The sequence below is a fragment of the Rhodococcus sp. NPDC057135 genome (assembly GCF_042670865.1).
Lineage (GTDB): Bacteria > Actinomycetota > Actinomycetes > Mycobacteriales > Mycobacteriaceae > Rhodococcus_F.
Window position 1 is genome coordinate 1 of sequence record NZ_JBHUUU010000013.1, and the last position, 15,613, is coordinate 15,613.

At 63.1% G+C, this 15,613-nt stretch carries 14 protein-coding genes; 5 read left to right on the plus strand and 9 right to left on the minus strand.

The genetic code is table 11. From position 1 onward, the window contains the following. A partial coding sequence (locus ACFT1A_RS22785; protein ID WP_378448880.1) for an MFS transporter occupies positions 1-856 on the plus strand: 856 nt, incomplete at its 5' end. A gap of 81 nt (positions 857-937) precedes the next feature. Here the strand turns inward: ACFT1A_RS22785 and ACFT1A_RS22790 are convergent. The 3 genes from ACFT1A_RS22790 to ACFT1A_RS22800 all read right to left on the minus strand — a co-directional run bounded on the left by ACFT1A_RS22790 (position 938) and on the right by ACFT1A_RS22800 (position 4,676). After that, a complete protein-coding gene (locus ACFT1A_RS22790) occupies positions 938-2,995 on the minus strand; it encodes a neutral/alkaline ceramidase (protein ID WP_378448881.1) in 2,058 nt (685 codons plus the stop codon). Between the two features lie 95 nt (positions 2,996-3,090). Beyond that, positions 3,091-3,819, minus strand: coding sequence for an acetoacetate decarboxylase family protein (locus ACFT1A_RS22795; RefSeq protein WP_378448882.1), 729 nt, complete (start codon positions 3,817-3,819; stop codon positions 3,091-3,093). Then, complete coding sequence (locus ACFT1A_RS22800; RefSeq protein ID WP_214886874.1) at positions 3,816-4,676, minus strand: SDR family oxidoreductase; 861 nt, start codon at positions 4,674-4,676, stop codon at positions 3,816-3,818. The genes ACFT1A_RS22795 and ACFT1A_RS22800 overlap by 4 nt, the downstream gene beginning before the upstream one ends. Before the next feature lie 139 nt (positions 4,677-4,815). Here ACFT1A_RS22800 and ACFT1A_RS22805 point away from each other — a divergent pair, with 139 nt between their 5' ends. Continuing rightward, entirely contained in the window at positions 4,816-6,021 is a 1,206-nt protein-coding gene (locus tag ACFT1A_RS22805) for a cytochrome P450 (protein ID WP_378448883.1), read from the plus strand. Here the strand turns inward: ACFT1A_RS22805 and ACFT1A_RS22810 are convergent. Then, complete coding sequence (locus ACFT1A_RS22810; protein ID WP_230814803.1) at positions 6,010-6,444, minus strand: cupin; 435 nt, start codon at positions 6,442-6,444, stop codon at positions 6,010-6,012. The genes ACFT1A_RS22805 and ACFT1A_RS22810 overlap by 12 nt on opposite strands. A 125-nt stretch (positions 6,445-6,569) precedes the next feature. Between ACFT1A_RS22810 and ACFT1A_RS22815 the strand changes: the two genes are divergently transcribed. Further along, on the plus strand, positions 6,570-6,926 hold the full coding sequence (locus ACFT1A_RS22815; RefSeq protein ID WP_039973407.1) for a hypothetical protein: 357 nt from the start codon (positions 6,570-6,572) through the stop codon (positions 6,924-6,926). Between the two features lie 17 nt (positions 6,927-6,943). Here ACFT1A_RS22815 and ACFT1A_RS22820 read toward each other — a convergent pair whose 3' ends face one another. Further along, complete coding sequence (locus tag ACFT1A_RS22820) at positions 6,944-7,888, minus strand: alpha/beta hydrolase family protein (protein WP_378448884.1); 945 nt, start codon at positions 7,886-7,888, stop codon at positions 6,944-6,946. Between the two features lie 118 nt (positions 7,889-8,006). Between ACFT1A_RS22820 and ACFT1A_RS22825 the strand changes: the two genes are divergently transcribed. Beyond that, a complete protein-coding gene (locus ACFT1A_RS22825; RefSeq protein ID WP_378448885.1) occupies positions 8,007-8,606 on the plus strand; it encodes a TetR/AcrR family transcriptional regulator in 600 nt (199 codons plus the stop codon). Positions 8,607-8,618: 12 nt separating this feature from the next. Here ACFT1A_RS22825 and ACFT1A_RS22830 read toward each other — a convergent pair whose 3' ends face one another. From ACFT1A_RS22830 to ACFT1A_RS22845, 4 genes are all read right to left on the minus strand, one after another. Continuing rightward, positions 8,619-9,701 carry an ABC transporter substrate-binding protein gene (locus tag ACFT1A_RS22830; RefSeq protein WP_020968444.1) on the minus strand — a complete coding sequence of 361 codons (1,083 nt, stop codon included), beginning with the start codon at positions 9,699-9,701 and terminating at the stop codon, positions 8,619-8,621. Positions 9,702-9,779: 78 nt separating this feature from the next. Further along, on the minus strand, positions 9,780-10,577 hold the full coding sequence (locus ACFT1A_RS22835) for an ABC transporter permease (RefSeq protein WP_378448886.1): 798 nt from the start codon (positions 10,575-10,577) through the stop codon (positions 9,780-9,782). After that, complete coding sequence (locus ACFT1A_RS22840) at positions 10,574-11,404, minus strand: ABC transporter permease (protein WP_378448887.1); 831 nt, start codon at positions 11,402-11,404, stop codon at positions 10,574-10,576. The genes ACFT1A_RS22835 and ACFT1A_RS22840 overlap by 4 nt, the downstream gene beginning before the upstream one ends. Further along, entirely contained in the window at positions 11,401-12,234 is an 834-nt protein-coding gene (locus tag ACFT1A_RS22845; RefSeq protein ID WP_378448888.1) for an ABC transporter ATP-binding protein, read from the minus strand. The genes ACFT1A_RS22840 and ACFT1A_RS22845 overlap by 4 nt, the downstream gene beginning before the upstream one ends. 97 nt (positions 12,235-12,331) lie before the next feature. Here ACFT1A_RS22845 and recC point away from each other — a divergent pair, with 97 nt between their 5' ends. After that, the gene (recC, locus tag ACFT1A_RS22850) at positions 12,332-15,613 is read left to right on the plus strand and encodes an exodeoxyribonuclease V subunit gamma (RefSeq protein WP_378448889.1); all 3,282 of its coding nucleotides are present in this window, start codon (positions 12,332-12,334) and stop codon (positions 15,611-15,613) included.

The window sequence follows — 15,613 nt, forward strand, 5'->3', positions numbered from 1 at the left end:
GGTCGCCGCCGACATGGTTGCTCCCAACAAGCGGGCCGGTGCCATCGCGATGATGTTCGCGGGCCTGACCATCGCCAATGTCCTCGGCGTTCCGTTCGGCACGCTGCTGGGCCAGCAACTCGGATGGCGCTCGACGTTCTGGGCCATCACCGTCATCGGCGTCATCGCCCTGATCGGAATTGCAGCACTTGTCCCGACGACGCCCGCAAGCACGACCGGCGGCGGATTGCGCGGAGAGTTGGGGGCGTTCCGCAACAAGCAGGTTTGGCTCTCGATCGCCATCACCATCCTCGGCTACGGCGGAATGTTCGGAGCCTTCACCTACATCGCCTTCACACTCACCGAGGTAACGGGATTCGCGACCTCCAGCGTTCCGTGGCTGCTCATCCTCTTCGGCTCGGGTCTGTTCGTCGGTAACTTCCTCGGCGCCAAGGCTGCCGACCGCTCGCTGACGAAGGCACTGGTCTGGATACTCGCGATCCTGACCGTCGTTCTGATCGTGTTCGCCGCCACCGCGGAGAGCAAGGTCATGACCGTGATCTCGCTGTTCTTCATGGGCGCCTTCGGCTTTGCGACGGTTCCCGGTCTGCAGATGCGGATCATGAACTACGCGTCGGCAGCACCGACCATGGCCTCAGGTGCAAACATTGCCGCCTTCAACGTCGGCAACGCGCTCGGTGCGTGGCTGGGCGGAATCACCATCGCCGCGGGACTCGGCTTCACCTCCCCGATCTGGATGGGAGCGGCAGTCACCGTCGCCGGTCTGCTGGTCTTGATCGTCGCGGCGAAGATCGACCGCCCGGCAGCGTCAGAGCAGCAGGCTCCGACCACCTCGCTGCACCCGAGCGCCGCCTGAACCTGGCCACCGCGCTCTGACCCCATCGCGTGAACGTATCGCTCCCCTTGTCCAACAAGGGGAGCGATACGTTCACGCGGGTCAGGTGAGGCGGAATTCGGCGGTCACCCCGGAGAAGGGCGTGATCGCGCCGCTGCCCCGAGCCTTCGATGCGCCGAAGTGTTGGACTCGATACGTACCCGCCGGAGTTTCGGCCGGAACATCCCACGTGATGCGAACGACGGAACCGTTGCTCCCGACCCGGCGCCAGTGCAGTTTGGTGGACCAGTCGTTGTCGTCGGCCACGCGCGTCCAGGATGCGCCGGTATTTCGCTGGATCTCGTAGAAGGTCCCGTTTCGGTGAGTGTCGTTCTTGGGGTGGCCGGTGACGAACTCGACGGCAACCTGCCCACCCGGTGAGGTGTCGCCGGGCTGGACGGTTGCATCGCCGAATTGTGTTCCCGGCAAAGGCTCGTCGAAGTCGACGCCAGGTCCGAAGCTGGGTTGGAACCCGGACAGGTCGGCGGGCGCGGGGCCGCGAGGAGGTTCGGTGCCGTCGCGCATCGCGGCTGCAAGGGCGGCGTACCCCTGCTGATAGGCCGGCAGTGTGTAACGGCCGAACATCGTCGAACCGCCCTCGTACTGCTGCGAATCGTATTCCTGTGGTGTGGTGCAGTAGCTCGAGTACGAGTTCGCGTATCCCTGGAAGATGACGTTCTCGAGGGGAACCCCAAGCTCCTCGGCGACGGTTCGACGCACTCGTAAACCGGAGACGATGGTGAATTCCGCAGGGCCACCGACGATGTAGAACTGACCGATCCGCAGGATCTGGATCTTCAGTACGTTCGGCACCCATCCGCCCGGTGGCAGCAGGCCGACCGGAACGACTACCAGTTTGGGTGCCTGTGCATCCTGAAGCCATTGAGGCACAGGAGCATCCATACCGCCCAGGGCGTCGATCATGGGGTTTCGGGTGCCCTCGGGGAAGATCGGGATTGCCGGTCCGTCCTCGACGCTTCCGGCGCTCATTGCCGCACCGATCGCGGCCGGAGCGGTGCGGTGCTCGCGTCCGTCGGGGGTGAATCTTCCGCTCACCACCTGATTTGCCATGTCCAGGTACATGATCCGACTGTCGACGCCACCGGTGACGGTGTCGGACGCCGCGTCGAAGGCAGTTTGAGCTGCCGCTACCTGGCGCAGCCCGATGATGCGTGCGTTCTCGAATTCGTCTTCGGTCGGTCCGCGTCCGGGCTCGAGGAAGAGGTTGGGTGACATGTCGCCGCTGTTGGTCTGCGGAAAAGCAGCAATGAAGCTGGTGTCGCCGTCGAGGTAACGCACACCCTGGTCGTCGTGCTCCCAGAAGTACGCCGCGGCGCCCTTGTTGTCCCCGGAGATGAGATGGTTCTCGTTCGTGAGCGAGGCGCAGTGGGTGGCGAACCAGTTGATCGCTCCGATGTCCTTGCTGCCCCGGCTGATCCGCATGACACGCATGTGGTGATCGTTGCCGCCTGGGTAGTAGGCCTTGTCCTCTTCTGGATTGAGGTCGAACGCCACTCGCGATCGGTTGACGCTGGCATCGGTGAGATCGGACCGCCCGAAACGGACCGTGCCAGGCGCCAGGTTCTCGTGCGCAGCGCTGATCGCCTCGACCATGCCGTTGACCTCGGCTTCGAACACCTGCAATTCGAATCCGAGAACCGCGAGGTTGTACGCGTAGTTGTGCGAGGCCCCACCACACGCCGCGTGTGAATGGATGGCCGTCAACATGACGTTGCGCTCGGTGTAGATGTCACCGAACCTCCCGGCCAGTCGGCGCAGGACCTCGTCGTGAACGGACTGGAAGATCATGCAGTTGTCGACGCAGACATAGACGACCCGCGACGCGCCGGACTCGAAGAGGAAGGCGCGTGCGCGCATTCGCTGGTGCAGGCCTTCGGCGCGTTGATCGAAGCTCGAGTAGCCCATCATGCCGACTTCGGCGACCGGTCCGGTCACATCGGAAATTCCGACGCCCACCTGCAGTGACGCCGACGACTTGTCGGTGCGTGCGGGTGAAACGGAGCGTGCCGGCGAAGCTGCGACGGCCTGGCTCGTCGACAGAGCGGCGAGCGCAGGTGCGGCGGCAGCGCCTGCCAGTACGGTGCGTCGGGTGATCTGCACGAGTGTCCTTTCGGGCGGACTGACGCGAGTTGGTCAACCGTCCAGGAGTGTAGCCCGAGTCACACGCGACCGAAAGGGGTGCCGTCGGCCGACACTCAGATCGTTGTGGCCTCCCCGAACGTCATCGCCAGGTTTTTGATGGTCGTGGTCATCAGTGCCCGGCGGGGGAGTCCCAGTTTCCGAAGCTCTGCCGCCATCGGGTGGCTCCCCAGCTGAACCTCGGCTCCACCAGGGCGCGATTTGACGCCGGTCGGCGCCATGTCCCACGACGTGCACCTGGTGGCGCCGTCGAGATGCGAGTACGCGGCCAATGACATGTTGGCTCCACCGCCCGGCACGCTGACGCCGGACTTCACACTCAACTGCGTGATGAGTTTGCCGTCGCGCGAGACGGATCCGCGCTTGACCGAGCCGACGTGCTCGGTGTCGAACTCGGCGAGCACCTTCGGGAATCCCCAGATCTCCCGGCCGGCGGCCTTGGTGAACTCGCCGTCCACCGGCAATTCGTGGATGAGCGCCCCCGCAGTCCCGGCAGCGAGCGAACGTAGATCTCCCAGCACCGAAGTGTCCGGGGGCGCAGTGTGGCTGCGCACCATGTATGTCACTCCGAATTCGTTGTACGGTCCCAGATCTCCGTCGATGTAGTCGACAAAAACCAGGCCGCACAGCGCCCGGCCGGGGCGGTACTGGAGGACGGTCAAGCCGGTGTAGTCGATGATCGACTGCGCGGTTGTGCTGGGTACCGAGTACAACGCCATGAAGGCCGATGCGGTGCGAACTTCGACGGGCATCTCGACCTTCTTGCCCAGAATCGTGTAGCTCATGGCGCTACCACCCCGCGGAGTCCGTCGGAGCCGTAGACAGGTTCGAGCATCGAGCGGAAATCCGGTCCGCGGCGCAGCATTTGGCCTCCGTCGACGTTGATGATCTGCCCGGTGATCCAGGTGGACTGCGGTCCCAGGAGAAAGGAAGCGAGTCCGGCGACGTCTTCGACCTCGCCGACGCGTTCGAGCGGAGTGTTTGCCAGGTAGTCGTCCAGGATGGGGCCACCGTCGGTGATGAGCGATACCAGATCCGTTCGGGTCAGCCCCGGGCGGATCGCATTGACACGAATGTTGCTGGCGCCCAGTTCGTCTGCCGCCAACTGCACCAGGTGGTCCACGCCGGATTTCGAGACGCCGTACGCGCCGAACCAGCGATGCGTGTTGCTGCTGGCGATCGACGAGATCGCGACGATGGATCCGCCGCCTCCTGCCACCAGCGCCCGAGCACCGTGCTTGATCGTCAGCATGGTCCCCGTGACGTTGAGGTCGACGGTGCGACGCCACGCGTCGACGTCGAGTTGCGTGACCGGGGCGATGGTTTCGTTCCCACCGGCGCAGGCCACGACTCCGTCGAGCTTTCCGGTGGCGGACACCGCCGCGGCGACAGCGGCGACGACGTCCGTCTCGATCGTGACGTCGGCAGGGGAGACGCTGACCGATCCTGCCGGATTCGACTGCCGGATCGATTCGGCGGCAGCATCAAGTTTCTCCTTGTTTCGTCCGCAGATCGTGACGTGAGCGCCGGACGCAACCAGCGAACGCGCGATGCCCAGACCGATGCCACTACCGCCGCCGGTCACCAGTATCGATGTGCCGGCGAAAGTGGGTATGCCCGCTGAGGCGGTGTCGTCGTCCATGCGTGTCTCCTGGTCGTTGCTCCGGCGGGCTCGCGTGCTGCTTCTGGAGGTTTTCCGGTTCGGCTTCGGTGAAAACGCCCCACGCTATATAGGAACAGGTTCTACTTATTGAGGCAAGGGTTGTGCGAGAGGCGGAGTGATGGCTACCAGACCGACCTTCGATTTGATCGACGGGCGCTTCTACAGCGGAGACCTCGGCAATGTGCGCGACGCGTACGCGTGGATGCGCGATCACGAGCCCGTGTACCGAGACGACGCCAACGGCATCACCGCGGCCGCGAGCTACGACGCCGTCGTCGCAGCCGAGCGGGATCCCGAGCTGTTCTCCAACGCCGGTGGCATCCGCCCGGAGACGGGTCCGTTGCCGCAGATGATCGACATGGACGACCCGCAGCACCTCACGCGTCGACGCTTGGTCAACGCGGGTTTCACACGTAAGAAGGTCGAAGCCAAGGCCGGCCGTATCCGGGAGATCTGCGATCAACTGATCGACGCCGTCTGTGAAAAGGGAGAAGCCGACTTCGTCGCAGACCTGGCAGCACCGCTGCCGATGGCCGTCATCGGTGACATGTTGGGTGTTCGTCCGGACGAACGCGCGATGTTTCTGCGGTGGTCGGACGATCTGGTGAAGGCATTGGGAAGCAACGCTTCCCAGGAGCAACTGCAGGCCATGATGGCTGCGTATGTCGATTTCACCGCGTACATGATGCGAACCATCGCCGAGCGGAGGAGCGACCCGGCCGACGATTTGGTGAGCACGTTGATTCACAGTGAGGTCGACGGCGAGGCCCTCTCCGATCAGGAAATCGTCAACGAATCCCTGCTGATCCTGATCGGCGGTGACGAGACCACACGGCACGTGCTCAGCGGCGGCATGGAACAGTTGCTGCGCCATCCGGACCAGCATCGAGCACTGGTCGACGATCCCGATGCCATTCCGTTGGCGATGGAGGAGATGCTGCGGTGGTCGTCGCCCATCAAGAACATGGCTCGAACCCTGACCCGTGACACCGATTTCTTCGGTGCGCAGCTGAGGGCCGGAGAGAAGATGCTGCTGCTCTTCGAATCGGCAAATTTCGACGAGTCTGTGTTCCTGAATGCCGAACAGTTCGATATCGGCCGCACGCCGAACCCACACGTGGCCTTCGGCTTCGGAACTCATTTCTGCCTGGGGAATCAGCTGGCCAGGTTGGAGGGACGGATCATGTTCGAGCAACTGTTCGCCAGGCTGGCGGACATGGCACTTGCCACCGACGCGCCGTTGCAGCGGCGCGCCGCAAACTTCGTGTCCGGACTCGAATCGATGCCGGTGCGGTTTACGGCTTCGGCGCCGTCAGCCGGGTAGTTGGCAGTTGGGAGGCGCAGCGTCTTCGGAGAGGGGGCTCCCCGCCGGATTGACGTAAATGACCTCGAGAACCAGTGGTGTTGTCTGAGAGTTGTTTCCGATGTGCACATGATCAGAACCGCTGGGTTCGATCAATGTATTTCCGGCGCTGTAGATCCCGTCGACGGAGCAATCGGATCGGTAGTGGCTCAGCGTGCCCTGCGCGATCAGTGCGTAGAGAGTCCCGTCGTGGAAGTGCCAACCGGTGGAACCGCCTGGGTCGATGGTGATCTGGCGCAGGATGTAATCCTTGCCGTCGAAAGTCACCTGCCCGAGGATTTCACCGTGCACCCCCGTGCTCGGTGTTGCCGACGCATTGATCGGCGTCAGAGACAGCCCGATCGCTGCGGACACTGCAAGCAGAACCTGATGACGTTTACGCATGAGCGGCCCTCCCAGACGGATGTGCTCCTGAGTGTCCTCCGTCGATGCCCGGTTTATCCCAGTTTTCGTGGATCCAGCACTGCGAAGGCAGAGGTATGCCCTGGAGAGGCGGTTACGCTCGTGCCATGCAGCAAGTCGCGACGAGGCGCCGGAGCCAGCCGCCGCCTGCGCGCTTCATGTTCGAGGCATTGATCGATCCGTACCGCCAGCCCGCCCGGCACTGGCTGGAACTTCTCGAGAGCGAGATCGCACCGGAGATCGTCAGGGCTGAAGAACCGGAGCTGGTGATCTGGTCGTCGATCTGGCCGGACCGCCCCGACGCCGTCATCCGGTTCGACATCGAGGCGGTCGGAAACAGCACGATGCTGCGTTGGACGCTCTTCTTGGACGATCCGATACCGCCCGAGGCAGAGGTTGTCAGCATGCGAAAGCGGCTCAACACCTTGATAAATGCGAATCTCAGGTTCAACTTCGGCCAATAAGTTGGATCACTGCCGCATTACTTGGTGTCGACTCGGCCGATCGGGTCGGAGTTGTCGCTGAATGCGGCCCGGGCCGCTGGCCAGCTGGTCTCATCGATGCGCAACGCGGTCCGAAGGTAGGCAGTACTCATCCGTTGGATGGTGGCGACCCGCTCTGGGTTCTCGTCAGTGGTCTCGGCGACTTCGTATCCGACGATTCCACCGAGTGCGTGCTCGGCACCGTAGAAGGTCAGGAGGTCGGTAGCTCCGGGGCTGTGCGTGTAGGCGTCGGTGAACCAGTCAGGTCCGCGGCTGGACATCTTGGACTGGTCGTGGTCGCCCGCGACGACGAGTGTCGGCGTCCTCAGTTCCTGGAACGAGGGGCGCATGAACGGGAAGTTCGCCTGCGCGAACGGATGCAGGTTCGCGCCGCCGAGACCGGTTGCTGCGAACAGGATTCCCGCGGTGACGCGACTGTCGGACATGTCCTGGCCGACCTGGCCGGCCTCGTCGAAGATCCGTGCTCCGAGGAGCGACTGAGCGGTTTGCCCACCCCAGGAATGACCCGTGGCGGCAACTCGACTGCGGTCGATGCGGCCGGCAAGTCCGGGCACGGCAAATTCGATGGTGTCGAGCTGATCAAGGATGCGCGTGAGATCCGCGATCCTCTCGGTCCAGATCGTCGGGAACACCGGGTGATCGAACCCGAAACCGTTCCGGCGCGAGTCCAGATGTGTCGGCTGGATCACCACGAATCCGTGGGATGCCCAGAATGCCGTGAGTGGCGAGTATCCATCGAGGTTCCAGCCGTTGCCGTGGGAGAACACCACAACGGGGAGGTTCGTGCCTGCTGCCGGAGCAGACACACGTACTTCCAGCGGGACTGGTCGATCGGGGGCGAACAACTCGACGGGGGCAACGGAGACGACCGGGGTGCCGGCGCCGATGATGCCGTTCAGCGTGTCGATCATTGATGAGGTCATGGCAAGTTCCTTGCTGAGGCTGCACCCTGCGATACTGGTTATCGGAGCGTCGCTCCGCAACATTACGGAGCGTTGTTCCGTAATGCAAACATATGTCGTGAGTCAGCGAGGAGTGCACATGGCTGATGCGCAGGACGAGCAGTCGCGCGTCGCGTCTCCCAAGCAAGTCGGTCGCCCACGTCGGAGCGAGCAGGCGCTGCTCGACGCGGCGGCAGCAGTGTTCGTAGAGTCCGGGGTCGACGCTCCGGTGCGGGAGATTGCGGCGAAGGCCGGCGTCGGCATGGGGACGATCTACCGCCACTTCCCGACGCGCCCCGAGTTGGTGGTCGCCGTATACCGACACCAAGTCGAGGCGTGTGCGGACGCGGGCCCACAGATGCTCGCGGAGAGTGCAACGCCCGAGGCGGCTTTGCGGGCATGGGTGGCTTTGTTCGTGGAGTTCCTGGTCACCAAGCATGGGCTCGCCGGCGCACTGCAAGGAGACAGCGCCGGGTCCGACGCTCTGCACACCTACTTCGTCGACCGCCTCGTCCCGGTATGTGACTCCCTCCTCGAGGCGGCGCTCGAGTCCGTTGGCACTGCTTCGCGGGTCGATGCGTACAACGTGCTCAAAGGCATCGGGAACCTTTGTATTGGTGCTGGGTCCGAAGACCGGTACAAGGCAGAGGTCCTTGTACAACTATTCATCTCGGGCGTACTCGCGCGAGAGGTTCGCTGACGCTCGGCTCAGTCAGATCAGCTCCGGATTCTCTGCGTACACCTCTTCGAGGATCGACATGTCGAACAGTTGGTCCGCTGTAATCTCCAGTCCCGCTTTCGACAGTGCCGCGATGTTCTGCTCGATCAGTTGTGGTGTCATCGTGAACAACCCGTTGGCTTTGGTATCTGCCGACACCACCAGATCGTTCTGTGCGGTGGCTTCCTTGATTTGCTCTTCGAGTTCGAGGTTCTGGTCCTTGCCGTAGACCTCGACGGCAAGCCGTGCCGACTCTGCCGGATCGGCGACCGCGTCCTTCCATCCCTGGATCTCGGCCTTGAGAAATGCCTTGAGTTTGTCCCTCTCGTTGTCGATGGTGGACTGGAGAACCGTGAACGATTCGGCGACCAACGGCAGGTTGTAGTCCGCGAAGAGGAAGTGGGCGTTGGGGAAACCTTTGGCGGCCAGTGTGATCGGCTCGTTGGTCACGTAGGAGACCCAGCCGTCCACCTCGCCGTTCGCCAAGGGGCTCGGATCGAACTGCGCGGGCACGATCGTCATCTGGCTTTCGGTCAGGCCGTTTGCTGCCAGGAGAGCTCCGAAGACGAGCTGATTGGAATCCTGGACGCCGATCTTCTTGCCGATCATGTCCTGTGGTGAGTTGATCGGTGCCGCAGCGGAACTGACAATCGCAAACGGGTTCTTCTGGAATGTCGCCCCGACGATCTTTGCCTCCAGTCCGTCGAGTACGGCGGGGGCCGTGAGCTGCGGTGCGGACATTCCGATCCACACCTTGCCGGTGTCCAAGCCGGCTTCGACGCCGGTGCCGGCTGCGCCGCCTGCCACCAGGTCGACATTTCCGAAGCCGGCATCCTTGTAGTACCCCTTGTCGAGAGCGAAGTACTCACCGGCGAACTCGATGTTCTTGATCCAGGACAACTGCACTGCAACTGTTCCGAATTCGGAACCGTCGTCCGTGGTTCCGCCACTCGAACTGCTGGAGTCACTGCTACACGCGAGCAATGACGCACTACCGGCGACTGCGATGCCGGTCAGCGCGGAGTAGCGGAAGAAGGCCCTGCGGTCCAGCTGTCGGACGGGCTTGAATGGCGTCATGAATCGGAACACTAGGGCTAGTCGGTTTCGTTCAGTTTGCTTGGGAGAGAGAGTTTGTTGAGGTCGTGTTAACAGATGTCACGACTTGCCCGCCGAGGGGCCGAAACGAGACAGAGCGATGCTTTCGAAGATTCCGACCACGGCGTAGAGGATGATCGACACCACGGTGATCACCACGATCGATGCCCACAGTTCGTTGTACTGATAGCGCGGAATGGCTTTGATCATGCTCGAACCCAAACCTTGGCCGCTACCGAGCCATTCGCCGATCAGTGCTCCGATCAAGGCGCCGGGTACGGACACCCTAGCGGCGGCGAACACCGCCGGAAGTGCGGACGGTACGGACACCATTCGCAGCGCCGTCCAACGACTCCCGCCGTACGCGGCAATGAGGTCTTGTGCCTGAGCCGGAGCGGCGCGCAGACCGACCATGATCATGACGAGGGCTGGAAAGAACACCACAATCGCAACCATGACCGTCACACCCACGATTCCGCGCCCGAATATCAGGACGATGATCGGGGTCATCGCAACGAGAGGAACAGATCGTAGAAGCATCGCAACGGGCATGAAAGTCTGTTCGACAGTGCGCGAAACGACAAAAATGGATGCGACCACGAGCGCAGCAGTCATTCCGACGGCAAAGCCGACACCGGCGTCGCGCAGAGTGATGAACAGGTTGTCGACGATGCCCGAACGCGCATCGGCAGATTTCGGTCCGGAGAACAGATACTCCCAGACGTCGGCCGGCGTCTTTCCTACACGAGGCCCCACCTGGGGGAAGGCGTTGAGAAAGACGACCCAAATGACAAGCAACAGCGCCGAGGCAATGGCAATGGGAGCCAGGAATCTCAATGTTCCTCGTACCGCGGTCATTTCTGTGCTCCCGGAGCGCTGGTCCATGGCGTGACGAGTCGGGCGATCGCTGCGACGACGGCGTATCCCAGGCCGGCGAGCAAGGCGGCGGCGATAGCCATACCCCAGGTTCGCGGGACGTTGTACGACGTCTGAGCGGCCGTGAGTGCGACGCCGATCCCGCTGTCCACCCCGCCGAGATACTCACCGAGAATTGCACCCAGTACGGCCGAAGGTGCAGCAATCTTGAGGGCAGCAAAGGTGCTCGGAAGTGCGCTCACAAGTTGAACTTTGGTGAACTTCTGCCAACGCCCACCGCCGTAGGCGGCGACGAGATCGAGGCTCGTCTTGTCTGCCGATCTCAGGCCCGCAAGCGTGCCGACCATCGTGGTGAAGAAGCAGTACATCGCGGCGAGAAAGATCGTGGGGGTCCGGCCGCCGAAGACCACCAGGATGATCGGGCCGAGCGCCAACAACGGTGTGCAGTAGCTCAGGATTGCCAATTGCGTGGCCAACCCCTCGATGGGTGGAATGAGAACGACAAGCACGGCAAGCGTGATCGCCAGCAGGTTTCCCCAGAGAAAGCCCTGTAGCGCACCGGAAGCCGTGACGGTGAAATTGGGTCCGTACAGCGACCAGCCGTCGTCGAACATCGTCGACACAACCACCCACGGCGTCGGAATCGTGCCTCCCGCAACACCGGCGGCGGCGAGAATCCACCAGAGAGCGATCAGTCCGCAGATGCCGACTGCACCGCCGAACCATGTCGGACGCTTCAATCGGATCCGGCGCGGTGCTGATGGCTGCGCCGCCGCGGCCGCGACGTTCTCGATATCGGTAATGGTCATGCGACGCCTGCTTTTCCGAAGAGCAGTCCGGAGAGGTAGTCGTGGATCTCGTGGAACTCGGGTGTCCGCATCATCTCGGGCGTCCGCGGGCGCGGCAGGTCGATTGGCACGACTTCGAGGACGCGTCCGGGCCGCGGCGTCATGACAGCGACGACGTCCGAGAGGAACACAGCCTCGGCGATACCGTGCGTCACCATCAACGTGGTGGCCGGCTTCTCGGTCCAGATTCTGAGCAATTCGATGTTGAGCCGTTGTCTGGTCATGTCGTCGAGCGCGCCGAACGGCTCGTCGAGTAGTAGGACGCTCGGCTTGACGACGAGTGATCGTGCGATCGACACACGCTGACGCATACCGCCGGACAATTGAGCGGGCTTGGCCTTCTCGAAACCTTCCAGGCCGACAAGAGCGATCAGGTCGGCGATCTGGTCGGGGTCGGGATCGATGCCGGCAACCTGAAGCGGCAGTTTGATGTTGGAGGTCACCGTCCGCCACGGCAGTAAAGCCGAATCCTGGAAGGCGATTCCGAGTTCGCGACGCTTGCGCAACTCGGCGGGGGACTGCCCGTTGACAAGGGCCGTTCCCGACGTCGGAGTATCGAGGCCCGCGAGAATGCGGAGAACGGTGGACTTCCCGCAACCGGACGGCCCGAGCAGAGACAGAAACGAGCCTTCGCTGGTTTGAAGGGACACGTCGGTCAGCGCGGTCACCGACCGACGACCCATCTCGAAGGTCTTGCCGAGGCCGGAGATGTCGAGACCGGTTCCAGCGGGGCGAGGTGTGGCGGTGGGACTGGTCATTCCCGCACAGTACGAACGTCCGGTTGCGGTCATGTTGCCTGCGCGTCACCGCTGCGTGAGGCTGGTTCGGCATGTCCTGTCACAGCGTCGTGGTGAGATGGACCTCTGGACGGAGTGAGGGGAGCGAAGATTGCTGAAGTTGTACCGGGCCGAACGTTCGGACACGTTGGTCTCGGCGCTGGCCACGCTCCTCCGGACACCGTTGTCGGATCCATTCGCCCGCGAAACTGTCGCAGTGCCGGCCAAGGGCGTCGAGCGTTGGCTCAATCAGCGGCTCTCCTCCCAGCTAGGCACGTCCGGGCCGTCAGCGGTGGACGGAATTTCTGCGAACATCGCGTTTCCTTCACCCGCGCGCCTGGTCGCAGAGTCCGTGGCCGCCGTCAGTGGAATCACGGCTGACGACGACCCGTGGTCGCCGACACGATTGGTGTGGACGGTTCTCGAAGTGATCGACGAGTCCCTCGGCGAGCCCTGGTGCGGCGTCCTGGCGAAGCATCTCGAAGGCCATCGTGAAGGTCGACGGTTCGCCTCCGCTACGCACGTCACCGAACTCTTCCGCAGCTATGCCGCGCAACGCCCGCAGATGCTGATCGACTGGGCAGTCGGGCGGTTGACGGACGGACACGGGTTACCGCTCTCGGAGGATTTCGAGTGGCAGGCACGTCTGTGGTGCATCGTCGCGGACAGGATCGACCTGCCGGGACCCGCAGAGCGATTGGGGCAGGTAAGCCGCGCTCTTGTCGAGGATCCGGCCTTGGTCGACCTGCCGGAACGCCTGTCGGTCTTCGGGCCGACACGTCTGCCGGTCGATCAGCGAATGATCTTGAGCGCCCTGAGCGCGCATCGGGACGTGCACGTCTGGCTCCCGCATCCGAGCCCGTCCTTGTGGACCAAGATGAGCTCGCGCATGCAGCCTCGAAGTGGGAGTGCGATTCGACGTTCGGAAGACGGGTCGGCCCTGATATCCGCCAATCCGTTGCTGTCGAGTCTTGCTCGCGACGTTCGGGAGCTTCAGATCAGCCTCGGCGCCGCCGACTTCGAGTCGGTGCATCTTCCCGAACCAGCCGGCCCGAAATCCCTCCTGGCGACGGTCAAAGCCGACGTCATCGCAGATCGTGCTCCCAGCGCTTCAGCGGAACCCGATGGGACAGTTCAGGTCCACGCTTGCCACGGGCCGGCACGGCAGGTCGAGGTGCTCCGCGAATGTCTGCTCCGATTGTTCGAGGACGACCCGACATTGCAGCCGCGCGACGTACTCGTGATGTGCCCGGACGTCGAAACTTACTCACCTTTGGTTCGTGCGGCATTCGGGCAGGGTGTCCATGGCCACCCCGGGCATCTTCTGCGAGTTCGTCTGGCAGACCGCGGATTACGTCAGACCAATCCGGTCCTGGCAGTTCTCGGGTCTCTGCTCGAATTGGCCGACGGCAGGGCCACAGCCAGTGAGGTTCTCGACCTTGCTGCGACTCAGCCTGTCCGCACGCGCTTCTCGTGGGGTGACGACGAGTTGGAAAGATTGCGGGAGTGGACGACGGAAGCGGGTGCTCGCTGGGGAATCGGTAGTCGGCAGCGTGCCACGTTCGGTCTCGACGCGTTTCCGCAGAACACCTTCAACACCGCCATGGACCGAATCTTGTTGGGGGTCAGCGCGGACGAGTCGGAAAACGCCTGGTTGGATCTCGCGCTGCCACTCGATGACGTGGACGGCACCGACATCGATCTGAGTGGACGTTTCGCAGAATTCGTCGATCGCCTGGCCGTCTCGCTTCGCGACCTCGCCGGCCCGCATTCGCCGGCCGAATGGCTTCGCGTGCTGATGCGGGCTCTGGATCTGCTGACCGACACAGTACCCGCCGATTCCTGGCAGAGCGCGGGGGCACACCGCGAGTTGGTAGCTGCTGTCGAATTCGGCGGAGAGACGGTGTTACGTCTGGCCGATGTTCGCGCGATGCTCTCGCGCAGCCTCGCGGGCAGACCTACGCGTGCCAATTTCCGAACCGGCGAACTGACGGTGTGCACGATGGTTCCGATGCGTTCGGTGCCGCATCGCGTCGTCGTGCTGATCGGGCTCGACGACGAGGTCTTCCCTCGAACCGGTGGAGTCGACGGTGACGACATCTTGTCCCGTGATCCCGTTGTGGGGGAGCGTGATCTGCGCAGTGAAGACAGGCAACTGCTTCTCGATGCCGTGATGTCTGCGGGCGAGCACCTGTTGCTGTTGTATACCGGTGCCGATCCGGTCACCGGTGTCGTCAGACCACCGGCGATCCCCCTCAGTGGTCTCCTCGACGTACTCAGCGCGACGGTGGGTCCCGACGCGATGAACGGAGTGCTGACACGGCATCCGTTGCAGTCGTTCGACAATCGAAACTTCTCACCGGACAAGCCGTTCAGCTTTGACACGGCAGCCCTGGCCGGTGCGAGGGCTGCCGCCGGAATACCCGTCGAATTGCCGACAGTTCTGTCGACGGAGCTGCCGCCGGTAGAAACCAAGGAGGTGAACCTCGCCGACCTGGTGAACTTCCTCGTACACCCCGCCCGTGGTTTTCTGCGCCAACGCCTCGGCGTCCGGGTACCGGAACTCGACGACGACATCGCGGATTCGCTGGCAACCGAGCTCGATCCGCTGTCCACCTGGGCTCTGGGTGATCGAATGCTTCTCTCGCGCTTGGCTGGTCGCAGCTCCGCAGATTTCCGTGCAGCCGAGTGGCGCCGCGGTACTTTGCCTCCGTACAACCTGGGCGCCACGGTTCTGGGCAACGTCGAGTGGGTAGTAGACCAACTTGCCGGTCTTGCATTGCCGCACCTCGGCGGCGACGCCGAGGCCGTCGACGTCGACATTGATCTCGGGGACGGGCGCCGACTCACCGGAACCGTGACCGGGGTGCACGGTAATTCAGTGGTTCGGGCGTCGTATTCCTCACTGGCGCCCAAACATCGGATGACGGCCTGGATCAACCTGCTCGCCCTGAAAGCTCACGGACGACCCGGTGCGCTTGATGCAGTGTCCATCGGAAGGGGTCGGGGAAAGATAGCAGCGGCGCGATCAGTGCTAGATGCGCCAGGTAACGCCGTCGAACTCCTGAAGCAGCTGGTGGACCTTCGCGAGCGGGGACTTCTGCGACCGTTGCCGATGTGGGCCGCCACGTCAGCCGAATACGCGCGCCGACGCTTCGGCGGCGAGTCGGTCGACGATGCGACAAACGGAGCGGACACCCAGTGGACCGGACAGTACGGCGAGATGATCGATCCAAGCAACGCTTACGTTTTCGGTGAAGCACGAACACTTGCGGAGCTGGCGGCGGACCCGCCATCGGACGACGAGTTCGTCTGGGCCGAGGAACCGACTCGGTTCGGAGTTCTCGCCCGACGACTGTGGGATCCGTTGCTGACCAACGAAAGAGCGGAGTAA

Bases quoted from the DNA above. Each gene is read 5' to 3' on its own strand.
- ACFT1A_RS22795 (WP_378448882.1), bottom strand. From the start codon at position 3,819: ATGAGCTACACGATTCTGGGCAAGAAGGTCGAGATGCCCGTCGAAGTT.
- ACFT1A_RS22800 (WP_214886874.1), bottom strand. From the start codon at position 4,676: ATGGACGACGACACCGCCTCAGCGGGCATACCCACTTTCGCCGGCACA.
- ACFT1A_RS22845 (WP_378448888.1), bottom strand. From the start codon at position 12,234: ATGACCGCAACCGGACGTTCGTACTGTGCGGGAATGACCAGTCCCACC.
- ACFT1A_RS22810 (WP_230814803.1), bottom strand. From the start codon at position 6,444: ATGCGTAAACGTCATCAGGTTCTGCTTGCAGTGTCCGCAGCGATCGGG.
- ACFT1A_RS22815 (WP_039973407.1), top strand. From the start codon at position 6,570: ATGCAGCAAGTCGCGACGAGGCGCCGGAGCCAGCCGCCGCCTGCGCGC.
- ACFT1A_RS22840 (WP_378448887.1), bottom strand. From the start codon at position 11,404: ATGACCATTACCGATATCGAGAACGTCGCGGCCGCGGCGGCGCAGCCA.
- ACFT1A_RS22825 (WP_378448885.1), top strand. From the start codon at position 8,007: ATGGCTGATGCGCAGGACGAGCAGTCGCGCGTCGCGTCTCCCAAGCAA.
- ACFT1A_RS22805 (WP_378448883.1), top strand. From the start codon at position 4,816: ATGGCTACCAGACCGACCTTCGATTTGATCGACGGGCGCTTCTACAGC.
- ACFT1A_RS22830 (WP_020968444.1), bottom strand. From the start codon at position 9,701: ATGACGCCATTCAAGCCCGTCCGACAGCTGGACCGCAGGGCCTTCTTC.
- ACFT1A_RS22835 (WP_378448886.1), bottom strand. From the start codon at position 10,577: ATGACCGCGGTACGAGGAACATTGAGATTCCTGGCTCCCATTGCCATT.
- ACFT1A_RS22820 (WP_378448884.1), bottom strand. From the start codon at position 7,888: ATGACCTCATCAATGATCGACACGCTGAACGGCATCATCGGCGCCGGC.